The organism is Streptomyces sp. NPDC052236, from assembly GCF_044548015.1.
Classification (GTDB): Bacteria; Actinomycetota; Actinomycetes; order Streptomycetales; family Streptomycetaceae; genus Streptomyces.
Genome location: NZ_JBIUBL010000005.1, coordinates 40395 through 55027, shown reverse-complemented (window position 1 = coordinate 55027; position 14633 = coordinate 40395). Strand labels below are relative to the sequence as shown.

At 68.1% G+C, this 14633-nt stretch carries 15 protein-coding genes; 6 read left to right on the top strand and 9 right to left on the bottom strand.

Annotation, left to right across the window (positions count from 1 at the left end; genetic code table 11):
- Positions 1-256: 256 nt before the first annotated feature.
- From ACIHCQ_RS10780 to ACIHCQ_RS10770, 3 genes are all read right to left on the bottom strand, one after another.
- Positions 257-580, bottom strand: coding sequence for an STAS domain-containing protein (locus ACIHCQ_RS10780; protein WP_399660192.1), 324 nt, complete (start codon positions 578-580; stop codon positions 257-259).
- A gap of 196 nt (positions 581-776) precedes the next feature.
- Entirely contained in the window at positions 777-1625 is an 849-nt protein-coding gene (locus ACIHCQ_RS10775; RefSeq protein ID WP_399660190.1) for a 3-hydroxyacyl-CoA dehydrogenase family protein, read from the bottom strand.
- A gap of 127 nt (positions 1626-1752) precedes the next feature.
- Complete coding sequence (locus ACIHCQ_RS10770; protein WP_399660187.1) at positions 1753-2391, bottom strand: TetR/AcrR family transcriptional regulator; 639 nt, start codon at positions 2389-2391, stop codon at positions 1753-1755.
- Positions 2392-2470: 79 nt separating this feature from the next.
- On the opposite strand from ACIHCQ_RS10770, the gene ACIHCQ_RS10765 reads away from it, so the two are divergent.
- The 3 genes from ACIHCQ_RS10765 to ACIHCQ_RS10755 are packed head-to-tail and all read left to right on the top strand — an operon-like array spanning position 2471 to position 4607.
- Entirely contained in the window at positions 2471-3256 is a 786-nt protein-coding gene (locus ACIHCQ_RS10765; RefSeq protein ID WP_399660184.1) for an ABC transporter ATP-binding protein, read from the top strand.
- 9 nt (positions 3257-3265) lie between these two features.
- On the top strand, positions 3266-4021 hold the full coding sequence (locus tag ACIHCQ_RS10760) for an ABC transporter permease (RefSeq protein WP_399660182.1): 756 nt from the start codon (positions 3266-3268) through the stop codon (positions 4019-4021).
- A 13-nt stretch (positions 4022-4034) separates the two neighbouring features.
- Positions 4035-4607, top strand: a complete 573-nt coding sequence (locus ACIHCQ_RS10755; RefSeq protein ID WP_399660179.1) for a cob(I)yrinic acid a,c-diamide adenosyltransferase — start codon at positions 4035-4037, stop codon at positions 4605-4607.
- A 91-nt stretch (positions 4608-4698) separates the two neighbouring features.
- Here ACIHCQ_RS10755 and ACIHCQ_RS10750 read toward each other — a convergent pair whose 3' ends face one another.
- The gene (locus ACIHCQ_RS10750) at positions 4699-5262 is read right to left on the bottom strand and encodes a hypothetical protein (protein WP_399660176.1); all 564 of its coding nucleotides are present in this window, start codon (positions 5260-5262) and stop codon (positions 4699-4701) included.
- Between the two features lie 159 nt (positions 5263-5421).
- Here ACIHCQ_RS10750 and ACIHCQ_RS10745 point away from each other — a divergent pair, with 159 nt between their 5' ends.
- The 3 genes from ACIHCQ_RS10745 to ACIHCQ_RS10735 all read left to right on the top strand — a co-directional run bounded on the left by ACIHCQ_RS10745 (position 5422) and on the right by ACIHCQ_RS10735 (position 9280).
- Positions 5422-6627, top strand: coding sequence for a sensor histidine kinase (locus ACIHCQ_RS10745; RefSeq protein WP_399660174.1), 1206 nt, complete (start codon positions 5422-5424; stop codon positions 6625-6627).
- Positions 6624-7274, top strand: coding sequence for a response regulator (locus ACIHCQ_RS10740; RefSeq protein ID WP_399660172.1), 651 nt, complete (start codon positions 6624-6626; stop codon positions 7272-7274). Before ACIHCQ_RS10745 ends, ACIHCQ_RS10740 begins: the two co-directional genes overlap by 4 nt.
- 161 nt (positions 7275-7435) lie before the next feature.
- The gene (locus tag ACIHCQ_RS10735; RefSeq protein ID WP_399660168.1) at positions 7436-9280 is read left to right on the top strand and encodes a glycosyl hydrolase family 18 protein; all 1845 of its coding nucleotides are present in this window, start codon (positions 7436-7438) and stop codon (positions 9278-9280) included.
- 255 nt (positions 9281-9535) lie between these two features.
- Here ACIHCQ_RS10735 and ACIHCQ_RS10730 read toward each other — a convergent pair whose 3' ends face one another.
- The 5 genes from ACIHCQ_RS10730 to atpA form a co-directional block, all read right to left on the bottom strand.
- Positions 9536-9985, bottom strand: a complete 450-nt coding sequence (locus ACIHCQ_RS10730; protein ID WP_399660882.1) for a DUF2550 domain-containing protein — start codon at positions 9983-9985, stop codon at positions 9536-9538.
- Between the two features lie 141 nt (positions 9986-10126).
- The gene (locus ACIHCQ_RS10725; protein WP_399660165.1) at positions 10127-10510 is read right to left on the bottom strand and encodes a F0F1 ATP synthase subunit epsilon; all 384 of its coding nucleotides are present in this window, start codon (positions 10508-10510) and stop codon (positions 10127-10129) included.
- A gap of 110 nt (positions 10511-10620) precedes the next feature.
- Positions 10621-12072, bottom strand: coding sequence for a F0F1 ATP synthase subunit beta (atpD, locus tag ACIHCQ_RS10720; RefSeq protein ID WP_399660162.1), 1452 nt, complete (start codon positions 12070-12072; stop codon positions 10621-10623).
- A complete protein-coding gene (locus ACIHCQ_RS10715) occupies positions 12073-13014 on the bottom strand; it encodes a F0F1 ATP synthase subunit gamma (protein WP_399660159.1) in 942 nt (313 codons plus the stop codon).
- Positions 13015-13034: 20 nt separating this feature from the next.
- Positions 13035-14627, bottom strand: coding sequence for a F0F1 ATP synthase subunit alpha (gene atpA / locus ACIHCQ_RS10710; RefSeq protein ID WP_399660156.1), 1593 nt, complete (start codon positions 14625-14627; stop codon positions 13035-13037).
- Between the last annotated feature and the right edge of the window lie 6 nt (positions 14628-14633).

Below are 14633 nucleotides of genomic sequence, written 5' to 3'. Positions count from 1 at the left end.
CGCTTGGCTGCGTCTCCGCCGAGACCCGTTGTCTTCTGGTGGCGGAACCGCGTGCGGATGTCCCTCCCGGCCTTTCCGCACGCCCCGCTGTCGCTCGGGTTCGGCGCCCGTCGGTCGGGTTCGTGGATTCGGAATCGGAATCGGCAGGCGTCCGAACCTTAGACCTTGGCTCAGTATCTCCGCACGGGCGGGGTGTCGCCCCGCCCGTGACGTCACGGTCTTGTGAGGATTGCGAGTGACGTACGGATCACGCGGTTCACACCCGTGGGAGCGATTCGGCCGCGATGCCGCCTTCGACGGCGAGGATGCGGTGCAGCCGCGTCGCCACCAGCAGTCTCTGCATCTGTGGTGGAACACCGCGCAGCACCAGCCGGCGGCCGCACCGTCCGGCCCGGCGGTGTGCGCCCATGATGACGCCGAGGCCCGTGGCGTCCCAGGAGTCGAGGTCGGTCAGGTCGAGCACGAGGTCGCCGACTCCGTCGTCAACGGCCGAGTGCAGGACCGTACGGGCGTCCGCCGCGCTGCGCACGTCGAGGCGGCCCCCGACGACCAGCTTGGCGTGGTCGCCCCTGATGTGCATATACGCTCCCCGAGTGTGGATCGGTGCCCTGTGTCTGCCTGTGCGTCTGTCGTGCCTGTCGTGTCTGTCGTGCTTCTTCAAGTCATGCAACAAGTGACTGCCTCATGGGCCGACCAGTTGCGCTTTGTATGCGAACCGATACCCAATTCACCCTGATGGGTGATAGCAAAACGGTTGATGTGGGTCCGTGCCGCGGTCAGTGCTTGTAAAAGCCTTGCCCGCTCTTACGACCGATGTCACCGGCATCCACCATCCGGCGCATCAGCTCCGGCGGTGCGAACTTCTCGTCCTGGGACTCGGTGTAGATGTTGTTCGTGGCATCGAGCAGGATGTCCACGCCCGTCAGATCGGCGGTCGCGAGCGGCCCCATGGTGTGCCCGAAGCCCAACCTGCAGGCGATGTCGATGTCCTCGGCGGACGCCACGCCCGATTCGTACAGCTTGACGGCCTCGACCACCAGCGCCGAGATGAGGCGGGTGGTGACGAACCCGGCGACGTCGCGGTTGACGACGACGCAGGTCTTGCCGACCGACTCGGCGAACTCTCGCGTGATGGCGAGTGTTTCGTCGCTGGTCTTGTAGCCGCGCACCAGTTCACACAGCTGCATCATCGGGACGGGCGAGAAGAAGTGCGCGCCGATTACCCGCTCGGGACGCTCCGTCACGGCCGCGATCTTGGTGATCGGGATGGCGGAGGTGTTGGAGGCGAGTACCGCCTCGTCCCGTACGAGTTTGTCCAGCGTACGGAAGATGTCGTGCTTGACGTCGAGCTTTTCGAAGACCGCCTCGACCACGATGTCCGCGTCGGCGACGGCGTCCAGATCGGTGGTCGTCGTGATGCGCGCCAACGCCGCGTCCGCGTCGGCCGCTTCGAGCTTGCCCTTGGCGACGAACTTGTCGAACGAGGCCTTGATGCCGTCCCTGCCACGGGTCAGGGCCGCGTCGGTGACATCACGCAGCACGACCTCCCAGCCCGCCTGGGCCGAGACCTGCGCGATACCGGACCCCATGAGTCCGGCTCCGATGACGGCGAGCTTCCTGGCCACTGCGGCACTCCTTAACACGCGTTTACATCCGGCTCTCTGCCGGAGGTTAGCGTCCGTGAGGTGGCGTGGGGCGGTGAAGAGATGCGCGTCACGTCCGAGATGACGGACATCACACCGGTACGGCCCATCAAGCCTCTCGGACCGCGTACTTGAGCACCTTCTCTCCCAACATGTCCTCCATGTCGTCCAAGAGGACCAATGCCTCACGGGAGACCTCCGCCGGGGGGCGTCCGGCCACCATCTCGCGGCCGATGAAGGCCATGAGCGTGGACTGGATCCAGGAGAGCTGACCGGCCATGAGGGTGGGGAGGTTGTCGCCCGGGGCTGCGCCGGTTTCCTTGCGCAGGGTTGCCTCGATGTCCTCCAGTGCCTGCTGCTGGACATGCCAGAGGCGGGAGCGGAGGGGTTCCGCGCCGTGAATGACCTTCAGGAAACGGTCGTAGCCCTCCATCAGCCCGACGGCGGGCGAGACGGCCTCGACCTGCTCGCGCAGTTCGCGCAGTACGGCTTCGGTGGCGGACTCGCCGTCGGGGCGGCCCCGCACAAAGCGGGAGAGCCGGTCGACGATCCCCTTGGAGCGGTCGAGGAAGAGGTCCTCTTTGGCCGGGAAATAGTTGTAGACGGTGTTGACGGAGACGTCGGCGGCCTCGGCGACCTCGGCCATGGTCACCGTGAGGAAGCCGTGCTCCAGGAACAACCGGGTCGCCACATCCGAGATGCGCTGCCTGGTCTGCTGCTTCTTCCGCTCCCTGAGCCCCTCAGCCATGACCTCATCGTAACCTTCATGGAGTCGTTGAAAAATTGGAGAGGTTGCAAAATTTAAGTGGCTCTGTTTTTCTGAGGCCATGGCAATCATCAGTACGGCCGGACTGGCCAGGACCTTCCAGACCAAGAACGGCCCCGTCGAAGCCGTGCGCGGTATCGACCTCACCGTCCAGCCGGGCGAGATCCTCGGCTTCCTCGGCCCGAACGGAGCGGGCAAGACCACCACCCTGCGGATGCTCACCACCCTGCTGGCGCCCACCGGCGGCGCCGCCACGGTCGCCGGGTGCGACCTGGCCCGCGACCCCGCGGGCGTACGCGGCAAGATCGGCTACGTCGCCCAGTCGGGCGGCGTCGACCTCCACATCTCCGTACGCGAGGAGCTGGTCACCCAGGGGCGGCTCTACCGCCTGACGAAGACCGAGGCCGCCGCCCGCGCCGACGAGCTGGCGCGCGACCTCGACCTCACGGAGCTGATGGACCGCAAGTGCGCCGCGCTGTCCGGCGGGCAGCGGCGGCGGCTCGACATCGCGCTGGGGCTGACCCACCGGCCCGAGGTGCTCTTCCTGGACGAGCCGACCACCGGGCTCGACCCGGGCAGCCGGGCCGACCTGTGGCAGCTGGTGCGCCGTATCCGCGAGCAGCACGGCACCACTGTCTTCCTTACGACGCACTACCTCGACGAGGCGGACGCGCTCTCCGACCGGCTCGTCGTCGTCGACAAGGGCGTCGTGGTCGCCGAGGGCACGCCGAGCGCGCTCAAGCTCCAGTACGGCGGGTCGATCGACGCGTCACTCCAGGACACCTTCCTCGCGATCACCGGGCGCGCCATCGCGCCCGCGGACGCCCCCGTTCCCCTCGCTGTTTAGGACTCCCCCGTGCCCGTACTTCTCTCCGACACCGCGCTGATCTTCGGGCGGTACGCCCGCGTAACCCTGCGCTCCAAATTCCAGATCCTCTTCGGCATCCTGATGCCACTGCTCTATCTGCTCTTCTTCGGGCCGCTGCTGTCCGATCTACCGCTCGCCTCCAAGGGAGACTCCTGGCAGGTTCTGGTGCCGGGACTGCTGCTCCAACTCGGCTTGTTCGGTGCCTCGTTCGCCGGATTCGCGGTCATCGTCGAGAAGCAGTGGGGGGTGGTGGAGCGGATGCGGGTGACGCCCGTCAGCCGCCTCGCCCTGCTGCTGGGCCGGGTGCTGCGGGACGCCGCACTCTTCGTCTTCCAGGCTGTGCTGCTGGTGCTGGCCGCGCTGGTGATGGGGCTGCGGGCGCCGTTGGGCGGCATCCTCATCGGCTTCGTGTTCGTGGCCGTGCTGACGATCTCGCTTGCCTCGCTGTCGTACGCGCTGGCGATGAAGGTCTCCCAGCCGCAGGAGTTCGGTCCGGTCATCAACGCGGTGTCGATGCCGTCGATGCTGCTCTCCGGGCTGATGCTGCCGATGGCGCTCGCGCCGGGCTGGCTGGATGTGCTGTCGCACTTCATGCCGTTCCGCTATCTGGTGGACGCGATCCGGGCCGGGTATGTCGGCGACTACGCGGGGACGGCCATGCTGTACGGCGTGCTGATGGCCCTCGCGCTGGTTCTGGTGTCCGTGACAGTGGGCACACGCGTCTTCCGCCGGGCCGGGGCGTAACTAGGCTGGCCGTATGGTCCATCTGACGCGCATCTACACCCGTACCGGCGACCAGGGCACGACCGCCCTCGGCGATATGAGCCGCACCGCCAAGACCGATCCGCGGATCGCCGCGTACGCCGACGCCAATGAGGCCAATGCCGCCATCGGCACGGCCATCGCGCTCGGCGGGTTGGACGAGGAGGTCGTCAAGGTCCTCGTCCGTGTCCAGAACGACCTCTTCGACGTGGGCGCGGATCTGTCCACGCCGGTGGTGGAGGAGCCGAAGTACCCGCCGCTGCGGGTGGAGCAGTTCTACATCGACAAGCTGGAGGCGGACTGCGACCGCTTCAACGAGGAGCTGGAGAAGCTGCGGAGCTTCATCCTGCCGGGGGGTACGGCGGGGGCGGCGCTGCTGCACCAGGCGTGCACGGTGGTGCGGAGGGCGGAGCGGTCGACGTGGGCGGCGATGGAGGTGTACGGGGAGACGATGAACGCCCTCACGGCGACGTATCTGAACCGGCTGTCGGATCTGTTGTTCATCCTGGCGCGGACGGCGAACAAGGAGGTGGGGGATGTGCTGTGGGTGCCGGGCGGCGAACGCTGACCCGAACTGGGGCTCCGCCCCAGACCCCGCGCCTCGATCTCCCCCTACGCCTAGCGGCGTGGGAGGTACCCCCAGCGAGGCTTGAGTTGAGCTAGCGCTCGACCCGCGTCGGCTCGCGCCGGGCCGGTTCCCTCTTCGGGAACACCGTGTAGCCCACGGCAATGACCACATTGATGCCGATCACAAACAGCATCTTCTCCTGCCACATCCGCAGCGACCCCACGTCCCCGTCCCCGCCCACGTACCAGATCGCCGCCTGCAGCAGCCCCATCGCCACCAGCGCCCCCGCCGTCCACCGAGCCGCCGTCTTCCACTCGTGGATCATGCGGCCGACGCCGTACTTCGGCCGCACGACCGGCGGCGGGCCGCCCACGAAGCGGTGTGCGACGCGGGCGTCGATCCACTTGATCGTGTAGTGGCCCAGGCCCACGGTGTAGCCGATGTAGACGGCGGCGAGACCGTGCTTCCAGTCCGGCTCGGCTCCGTTCTTGAGATCGATCGCGGTCACAACCAGCAGGACGACCTCAAGCAGCGGCTCCAGCAGCAGCACCGCCGCGCCCAGGCGCGGCTTCTTCGCCACGTAGCGCAGGGCCAGCCCGGCCGCCAGCAGTACCCAGAAGCCGACCTCACAGATCACGATCAGCGTGACGATCACGGAACTCTCCTTTCGGTTCCCCTCCAGCCTTCCGTCCCACTCGCCACGAATCGTCGTCGGCGGTGACGAATCGGCACTGCATCCTTCGATGTAGTGCCGCCGCGGTCGGCCCGCCCGGACGGGGACGCCCGCGTGCCGCCCACCGTGTTTGATGGTCAGGTGACCACCACAGTCCACCGCCCGCACCGCGACGATGTGCTCATCGCCGTCGGCGGGCTTCTCGGCGGCCTGCTGCTGTGGGCACTCGGCCTGGACATTCACCCCGAGCAGGGCTTCGAGCCGCGCTGGCTCGCGCTGCTGCCGCTGGCCGCGGTGAGCGCGGCCGAGCTGCTGCGCCGGACCATGCCGAACGCCGCGCTCGCCATCGGCTGTCCGATGCTGGCCGCCGACCAGTTCACCGAAGGGAACATCGCCACGATCGCGATGTTCACCGACCTGGTGTACGCGGCGGTGCTCTACGGGACTCCGGCCGCCGCACGCCGTATCCCCGCCGTGTCCATGGTCGCCACCGCCGCCTTCACCGCCACCGTGCTCGTCGTCTACCAGCAGGTAGAGGCCGTACTGCTCGGCCTTGCCTTCGCGGTCGTGACGGTGGCTCCCGCCTGGACAGGCGTGGTCGTACGCACCCACCGCGACGCCGCCGAGGCGGCCAGGCTACGCGCCGAGCAGACCGCTCTGCTGGCCGAGATGGACCGTACGCAGGCGGTGACCGCCGAGCGCGCCCGGATGGCCAGGGAGCTGCACGACATGGTCGCCAACCACCTCTCCGCGATCGCGATCCACTCCACCGCCGCGCTCTCCCTCGACGATCCGAGGACGACGCGCGACGCGCTCGCCGTCATCCGCGAGAACAGCGTCGACGGTCTCGCCGAGATGCGCCGCCTGATCGGACTGCTGCGGGACAGTGGCGCCGAGCCCGCCGGCAGCGCGTCGACGCCGACCCTCGCCGGCGTCGACGCGCTGCTGGCGCAGGCGCGCACCAGCGGCGCCGCCAGTGGTCTGGAGTTCACGCTCACCGACACCCGCGAGGAGAGCCCGCCGCTGCCCGCGCCGGTCGAGCTCGCGGCGTACCGCATCATCCAGGAGTCGCTGACCAATGCCCTCAAGCACGCATCGCCCGGCACGGTCGCGGTCGCGCTGGACCAGGACGGACGCATGCTGACCGTGGGCGTCACCAGCCCGTACGGCGGCGACCGGCCGGGCCCGCGCGCGCCCGGCTCCGGGGCGGGCCTCATCGGCATGCGCGAGCGGGTGGCGCTGCTGGACGGGGCGTTCGAATCCGGGCCCGTCACCACCGCAGACGGCGCCAAGATCTGGCGGGTACGGGCCGAGCTGCCGCTGGGCGAAGGGAGTGGGAAGGCGTGACGATCCGGGTAGTGGTCGCGGAGGACCAGAGCTCCGTACGCGCCGGTCTGGTTCTGATCCTGCGCAGCGCGCCGGACATCGAGGTCGTCGCCGAGGCGGCCGACGGTGAGGAGGCGGTGCGGCTCGCCCGTGAACTGCGCCCCGATCTGGTGCTGATGGATATTCAGATGCCGCGCCTCGACGGGGTGTCGGCGACCCGGCAGGTCGTCTCAGAGCAGCTCGCCGACGTACTCGTACTGACCACGTTCGATCTGGACGAGTACGTCTTCGGGGCGCTGCGGGCCGGAGCGGCGGGCTTTCTGCTGAAGAACGCCGAGGCCAGGGACCTGCTCGAAGCGGTACGTACGGTGGCGCGCGGCGAGGGGATGATCGCCCCGGCCGTCACCCGCCGCCTGATCGCGGAGTTCGCGGCAGCACGGCCTGTACGGTCGGCCGATGCGCCCGCTCCCGCGGTCCTCGACGCGCTGACCCGGCGCGAGCGCGAAGTGCTGTCCTGCCTCGGTGAGGGCCTGTCGAACGCCGAGATCGCGGTACGGCTGGACATGGCGGAAGCCACGGTGAAGACCCATGTGAGCAGGCTGCTGGGCAAGCTGGAGCTGCGCAGCCGGATGCAGGCGGCCGTACTGGCACAGGAGTTGGGCGTCTGAAACACTCCCCACTCCGTAACACCTTTGGTCTGGACCTATTGACGATTGGTCCAGACCTCTCTACTCTCGCCGCACACGCTGCGGAGAGCCCTCGCAGGGTGCGCAGTTAACGGAACTTCACGGATGACCCCGAATGTCCGTCCGCAACTCGAGGAGCACCCTTGAGCACCCACATCCCCCCGCTGAGACAAAAGTTCAGCTCCAGAGCTGTCGCGGGCCTGACCGCGCTGCTGCTTCCCCTCGCCGCCATGGTCGGCCTCGCCTCCCCCGCCGAAGCCGCCACCTCGGCAACCGCCACGTACACCAAAGTCTCCGACTGGGGTACCGGCTTCGAGGGCAAGTGGACGGTACGCAACACCGGCACCACCACCGTCAGCTCCTGGACCGTCGAGTGGGACTACCCCACGGGCACGTCCGTCACCTCCGCCTGGGACGCCGATGTCACCGGCTCCGGCAACCACTGGACCGGCAAGAACAAGAGCTGGAACGGCTCCCTCGCCCCCGGCGCCTCCATATCCTTCGGCTTCAACGGCGCGGGCACCGGCTCACCCTCCGGCTGCAAGATCAACGGAGCTTCCTGCGACGGCGGCACCGTCCCCGGCGACAACCCGCCCTCCGCACCCGGCACCCCGACCGCGAGCAACATCACCAACACCGCGGTCACGCTGTCCTGGGCGGCGGCCACCGACGACAAGGGCGTCAAGAACTACGACGTCCTGCGCAACGGCGCCAAGGTCGCGACGGTGACCGGGACGACGTACACGAGCACCGGCCTGACGGCGGGCACGGACTACTCGTACACCGTTCAGGCGCGTGACACCACGGACCAGATGGGACCCGTCAGCGGTGCCCGCGCGGTGCGCACCACGGGCGGGACCAACCCCGACCCCGGCGCCAAGGTCAAGCTCGGCTACTTCACCGAGTGGGGCGTCTACGGCCGTAACTACCACGTCAAGAACCTGGTCACCAGCGGCACCGCCGCCAAGATCACGCACATCAACTTCGCCTTCGGCAATGTGCAGAACGGCAAGTGCACGGTCGGCGACCCCTTCGCCGACTACGAGAGGTCCTACACGGCGGCCGAGAGCGTGGACGGCGTCGCCGACGCCTGGGACGCGCCGCTGCGCGGCAGCTTCAACCAGCTGCGCAAGCTGAAGAAGCAGTACCCCAACATCAAGGTCCTCTGGTCCTTCGGCGGTTGGACCTGGTCCGGCGGCTTCCCCCAGGCGGCGCAGAACCCGGCCGCCTTCGCCCAGTCCTGCTACGACCTGGTGGAGGACCCGCGCTGGGCCGATGTCTTCGACGGCATCGACCTGGACTGGGAGTACCCCAACTCCTGCGGTCTGACCTGCGACACCAGCGGCCCCGCGCCGCTGAAGAACATGATGCAGGCGATGCGCGCCAAGTTCGGCACGAGCAACCTGGTCACCGCGGCCATCACCGCCGACGGCAGCAGCGGCGGCAAGCTCGATGTCGCCGACTACGCCGGGGCGGCCCAGTACCTCGACTTCTACAACGTCATGACCTACGACTACTTCGGCGCCTTCGACGCGGACGGCCCGACCGCCCCGCACTCCCCGCTCACCTCGTACACCGGCATTCCGGCGGCGGGCTTCAACTCGGACGCGGCCATCCAGAAGCTCAAGTCCAAGGGCATCCCGGGCAGCAAGCTGAACCTGGGCATCGGCTTCTACGGCCGCGGCTGGACCGGCGTCACCCAGTCGGCGCCCGGCGGCGCGGCCACCGGCCCCGCCCCCGGAAAGTACGAGCAGGGCATCGACGACTACAAGGAGCTCAAGGCCAAGTGCCCGGCGACCGGCACAATCGCCGGCACGGCGTACGCGCACTGCGGCAACCAGTGGTGGAGCTATGACACCCCGGCCACCATCGCCGGAAAGATGACCTACGTGAAGAACCAGGGCCTGCGAGGCGCGTTCTACTGGGAATTCAGTGGCGACACCACCAGTGGTGAGCTGGCGACCGCGGTCAGCAACGGTCTGAAGTAGACGGCCTGAAGTAGCGGTAACCGAACAGACGAAAGGGCCCGGGAGATTCGATCTCCCGGGCCCTTTCACGTACTCAGGTCTTAGGCCCTGTCCGGGCGATCTTGTCGGGCCCGCGACGACAGCTACGGCACCTCGCTGTGTTGTCGGAGTCGCCCAAGTACTCCCCCAGAGCTTCGCCTGGGGGTGCCCCCACCGCCTTGCGATGCACCGCATCTGACGCCGCGGGCTGATCCTCGAAGATCGCCCGGACAGGACCTAGGCGACATTGACTCTCTGGCCCGGCGGCGCAGCCTCCAGCCAGGCGAGAAAGCCTGTCAGCGCGTCCTCGCTCATCGCCAGCTCCAGCCGCGTCCCGCGGTGCGAGCAGCCCAGCACCACCGCGTCGGAGAGCAGCGCCAGCTCCTCCTCGCCCTCGGGCGTCCGGCGCGCGACGACCTCGATCGCCGAGCGCTCCAGGGCCCGGCGCGGGCGGGGTGAGTACGAGAAGACCCGGAACCACTCGATCCGGTCACCGCTGTAGCGGGCGACCCCGTATACCCACCCCTTACCGGAGAAGTCCGTCTCCTTCTCCGGGATGTTCCAGCGGAGGCTGCAGTCGAAGGTGCCGCCCGAGCGCTGGATCAGCCGCCTGCGCAACCCGAAAACGAAAAGCCCGACCACTACCAGTGCGACGATCAGGCCGCCCACAAGAAGAGCGAGGAACATCTCCACCGACCTCCTCGCGTCGTCCAGTAACGGGATTACTCGTACTCACTCGCAACCTTCACCTGCATTGCCTCAGCCGCGGCACGGTCTGGAGAAGTCCAGCCCGGGCCGCGGCTGAGTCGAAAACCTGTCGCGGGGCGCCTAGCGCACCGCCACCGCACGCAGCCGGACATCGGCGCGCCGCTCAGCGGCGGCGTCCGTCTCCGACTGGGCGCGCTCCAGCGCACGCTCGGCACGCTGGACATCGATCTCGTCGGCCAGCTCGGCGATCTCCGCCAGCAGCGACAGCTTGTTGTCGGCGAAGGAGATGAATCCGCCGTGTACCGCGGCGACGACGGTTCCGGCGCCGTCCGCGGTCTTGGTACGGATCGTCACCGGGCCCGACTCCAGCACACCGAGCAGCGGCTGGTGACCGGGCATGACGCCGATGTCGCCGGACGCGGTGCGCGCGACGACCAGGGTGGCCTCGCCGGACCAGACCTGCCGGTCAGCGGCGACCAGCTCGACATGCAGCTCAGCAGCCAAGGGTGGCTCCTCGGGTCACCACCCGGCGGTTCTGCCGGGTGTTGGGTCAATTCTAGAGGGCGTACGAAGAGGGGCGGGACGCACCCGCCCCTCTTCACGAGTCATGGGACTCAGGAGACGCCGAGCTCCTTGGCCTTCGCCTTGACGTCCTCGATGCCACCGCACATGAAGAACGCCTGCTCGGGGAAGTGGTCGTACTCACCATTGCAGATCGCGTTGAACCCGGCGATCGACTCGTCGAGCGGTACGTCCGAACCGTCCACGCCGGTGAACTGCTTGGCGACGTGCGTGTTCTGCGACAGGAAGCGCTCGACGCGACGGGCGCGGTGGACAACGAGCTTGTCCTCTTCGCCCAGCTCGTCGATGCCCAGGATCGCGATGATGTCCTGGAGGTCCTTGTACTTCTGCAGAATCCCCTTGACACGGGTCGCCGTGTCGTAGTGCTCCTGCGTGATGTAGCGCGGGTCCAGGATCCGGGACGTGGAGTCCAGCGGGTCCACGGCCGGGTAGATGCCCTTCTCGGAGATCGGACGGGAAAGCACCGTCGTCGCGTCGAGGTGGGCGAAGGTGGTGGCCGGAGCCGGGTCGGTCAGGTCGTCCGCGGGAACGTAGATCGCCTGCATCGACGTGATCGAGTGACCACGCGTCGAGGTGATGCGCTCCTGCAGGATGCCCATCTCGTCGGCCAGGTTCGGCTGGTAACCCACCGCGGACGGCATACGGCCGAGCAGGGTGGACACCTCCGAGCCCGCCTGGGTGAACCGGAAGATGTTGTCGATGAAGAGCAGCACGTCCTGCTTCTGCACATCGCGGAAGTACTCCGCCATGGTCAGGGCGGACAGGGCGACGCGCAGACGCGTGCCCGGCGGCTCGTCCATCTGGCCGAAGACAAGCGCCGTCTTGTCGATGACGCCGGACTCGGTCATCTCCTCGATGAGGTCGTTGCCCTCACGGGTACGCTCACCGACGCCCGCGAACACCGACACACCCTCGTGCAGGTTGGCGACACGGTAGATCATCTCCTGGATGAGCACCGTCTTGCCGACGCCCGCGCCGCCGAACAGGCCGATCTTGCCACCCTTGACGTACGGGGTGAGCAGGTCGATGACCTTGACGCCGGTCCCGAACATCTCGGTCTTCGACTCGAGCTCGTCGAACCTCGGGGCCTTGCGGTGGATGGGCCACCGCTCGGTGATCTCGACACTGCCCTCGGGGGCGTTCAGCACCTCGCCGAGCGTGTTGAACACCTTGCCCTTGGTGACGTCGCCGACCGGCACCATGATGCCGTTGCCGGTGTTGGTCACCGTGGCCTGGCGTACCAGACCGTCGGTGGGCTGCATCGAGATCGCGCGGACCAGGCCCTCGCCCAGGTGCTGGGCGACTTCCATGGTCAGCTTCTTGAGCTTGCCGTTCTCGGCCGGGTCGGCCACCTCAACGGTCAGCGCGTTGTAGATCTCCGGCATCGCGTCGACGGGGAACTCCACGTCGACGACCGGGCCGATGACCCGGGCCACGCGGCCCGTGGCGGCGGCCGTCACAGCATTCTCGGTAGTCGTCGTCATTTACCTGTCACTCCCCGCGGTCGCGTCGGCCAGGGCGCTAGAGCCACCGACGATCTCGCTGATTTCCTGTGTGATTTCGGCCTGGCGGGCCGCGTTGGCAAGCCGGGAAAGACTCTTGATGAGGTCCCCGGCGTTGTCGGTCGCCGACTTCATCGCGCGGCGGGTGGCAGCGTGCTTGGAAGCGGCGGCCTGGAGCAGCGCGTTGTAGATACGGCTTTCGACGTACCGCGGCAGCAGAGCGTCGAGGACGTCCTCCGCCGACGGCTCGAAGTCGAACAGCGGAAGGATCTCGCCCTTGGCGGTGCCCGCGGCGTCAGCCGCTGACGACACAGACCCGGCCGCCTCCTCAAGGCTGAGCGGCAGCAGCCGGTTCTGCACCGGCGTCTGCGTCAGCATCGAGATGAACTCGGTGAAGACGATGTGGAGCTCGTCCACGCCGCCCTCGTCCGTGTCCCGCTGAACGGCCTCGATCAGCGGGGCGGAGATGCTCTTGGCGTCCGCGTACGTCGGGCTGTCGGTGAAACCCGTCCACGACTCCGCGATCTTGCGCTCACGGAAGCCGTAGTAGGCGACACCCTTGCGGCCGACGATGTACGTGTCGACCTCCTTGCCCTCGCCCCGGAGCCGCTCGGTGAGCTGCTCCGCCGCCTTGATGGCGTTGGCCGAGTAGCCGCCGGCCAGACCGCGGTCGCTCGTGATGAGCAGGACCGCGGCGCGGCGCGGCGCGTCCGCCTCGGTGGTCAGCGGGTGCTTGGTGTTCGACCCGGTCGCCACGGCCGTGACGGCACGGGTGAGCTCCGTCGCGTACGGCGTGGAGGCCGCCACCTGGCGCTGCGCCTTGACGATGCGCGAGGCGGCGATCATCTCCATCGCCTTGGTGATCTTCTTGGTCGCGGTGACGGATTTGATGCGACGCTTGTAGACCCGGAGCTGGGCTCCCATGAGTCAGGTCCCTTCCGTCGTCACTTGGCCGTGCTGACCGGAGCGTCTTCGCCCAGGAGCTTGCCGTCCGCGGTCTCGAACTGCCGCTTGAAGGCGGTGATCGCGTCCGCGATTGCCTGCGTCGTGTCGTCGGACATCTTGCCGCCCTCGACGATGCTGGTCAGGAGCTCCTTGCGCTCGCGGCGCAGGTACTCCAGCAGCTCGGTCTCGAAGCGGCGGATGTCCTCGACCGGGACGTCGTCCATCTTGCCGGTGGTGCCGGCCCAGACGGAGACGACCTGCTCCTCGATCGGCATGGGCTGGTACTGGCCCTGCTTGAGCAGCTCGACCATGCGCTTGCCGCGCTCCATCTGCGCCTTGGAGGACGCGTCCAGGTCGGAACCGAAGGCGGCGAACGCCTCCAGCTCGCGGTACTGGGCGAGGTCCACACGCAGTCGGCCGGAAACCTGCTTCATGGCCTTGTGCTGGGCGGAGCCACCGACGCGGGAGACCGAGATACCGACGTTCAGCGCGGGCCGCTGGCCGGCGTTGAACAGGTCGGACTCCAGGAAGCACTGGCCGTCGGTGATGGAGATGACGTTGGTCGGGATGAACGCCGACACGTCGTTCGCCTTGGTCTCGACGATCGGCAGACCGGTCATCGAACCGGCGCCCATCTCGTCCGACAGCTTCGCGCAGCGCTCGAGCAGACGCGAGTGCAGGTAGAAGACGTCGCCCGGGTAGGCCTCGCGGCCCGGCGGACGGCGCAGCAGCAGCGACACGGCGCGGTAGGCGTCGGCCTGCTTCGACAGGTCGTCAAAGATGATCAGGACGTGCTTGCCGTCGTACATCCAGTGCTGGCCGATGGCCGAACCGGTGTACGGGGCGAGGTACTTGAAGCCGGCCGGGTCGGACGCCGGAGCCGCAACGATCGTCGTGTACTCAAGAGCGCCCGCCTCCTCCAGCGCACCGCGCACGGACGCGATGGTGGAGCCCTTCTGGCCGATGGCGACGTAGATGCAGCGGACCTGCTTCTTCGTGTCGCCCGAGCGCCAGTTGTCACGCTGGTTGATGATCGTGTCGACGGCCAGAGCGGTCTTGCCGGTCTGCCGGTCGCCGATGACCAGCTGACGCTGGCCGCGGCCGATCGGCACCATGGCGTCGACAGCCTTGTAGCCGGTCTGCATCGGCTCGTGCACCGACTTACGGACCATGACGCCCGGAGCCTGCAGCTCCAGGGCACGGCGACTGTCGGTCGCGATCTCGCCGAGGCCGTCGATCGGGTTGCCGAGCGGGTCGACAACGCGGCCGAGGTAGCCCTCGCCGACGCCTACGGAGAGCACCTCACCGGTGCGTCGCACCGGCTGGCCCTCCTCGATACCGCTGAACTCGCCGAGGACGACGACACCGATCTCGCGCTCCTCGAGGTTGAGGGCGAGACCGAGGGTGCCGTCCTCGAACTTCAGCAGCTCGTTCGCCATGGCCGAGGGAAGGCCCTCGACCTTCGCGATGCCGTCGCCGGCAACGCTGACCGTCCCGACCTCCTCGCGCGAGGCCGCGTCCGGCTGGTACGACTGGACAAAGTTCTCCAGCGCGTCCCGGATCTCCTCCGGCCGGATCGTGAGCTCCGCCATCTGGGT

What these genes read in the sequence shown, in the direction of transcription:
- ACIHCQ_RS10780 (WP_399660192.1), bottom strand. Translation starts at nt 580, where the DNA reads ATGCACATCAGGGGCGACCACGCCAAGCTGGTCGTCGGGGGCCGCCTC.
- ACIHCQ_RS10770 (WP_399660187.1), bottom strand. Translation starts at nt 2,391, where the DNA reads ATGGCTGAGGGGCTCAGGGAGCGGAAGAAGCAGCAGACCAGGCAGCGC.
- ACIHCQ_RS10765 (WP_399660184.1), top strand. Translation starts at nt 2,471, where the DNA reads ATGGCAATCATCAGTACGGCCGGACTGGCCAGGACCTTCCAGACCAAG.
- ACIHCQ_RS10755 (WP_399660179.1), top strand. Translation starts at nt 4,035, where the DNA reads ATGGTCCATCTGACGCGCATCTACACCCGTACCGGCGACCAGGGCACG.
- ACIHCQ_RS10730 (WP_399660882.1), bottom strand. Translation starts at nt 9,985, where the DNA reads ATGTTCCTCGCTCTTCTTGTGGGCGGCCTGATCGTCGCACTGGTAGTG.
- atpD (WP_399660162.1), bottom strand. Translation starts at nt 12,072, where the DNA reads ATGACGACGACTACCGAGAATGCTGTGACGGCCGCCGCCACGGGCCGC.
- ACIHCQ_RS10715 (WP_399660159.1), bottom strand. Translation starts at nt 13,014, where the DNA reads ATGGGAGCCCAGCTCCGGGTCTACAAGCGTCGCATCAAATCCGTCACC.
- atpA (WP_399660156.1), bottom strand. Translation starts at nt 14,627, where the DNA reads ATGGCGGAGCTCACGATCCGGCCGGAGGAGATCCGGGACGCGCTGGAG.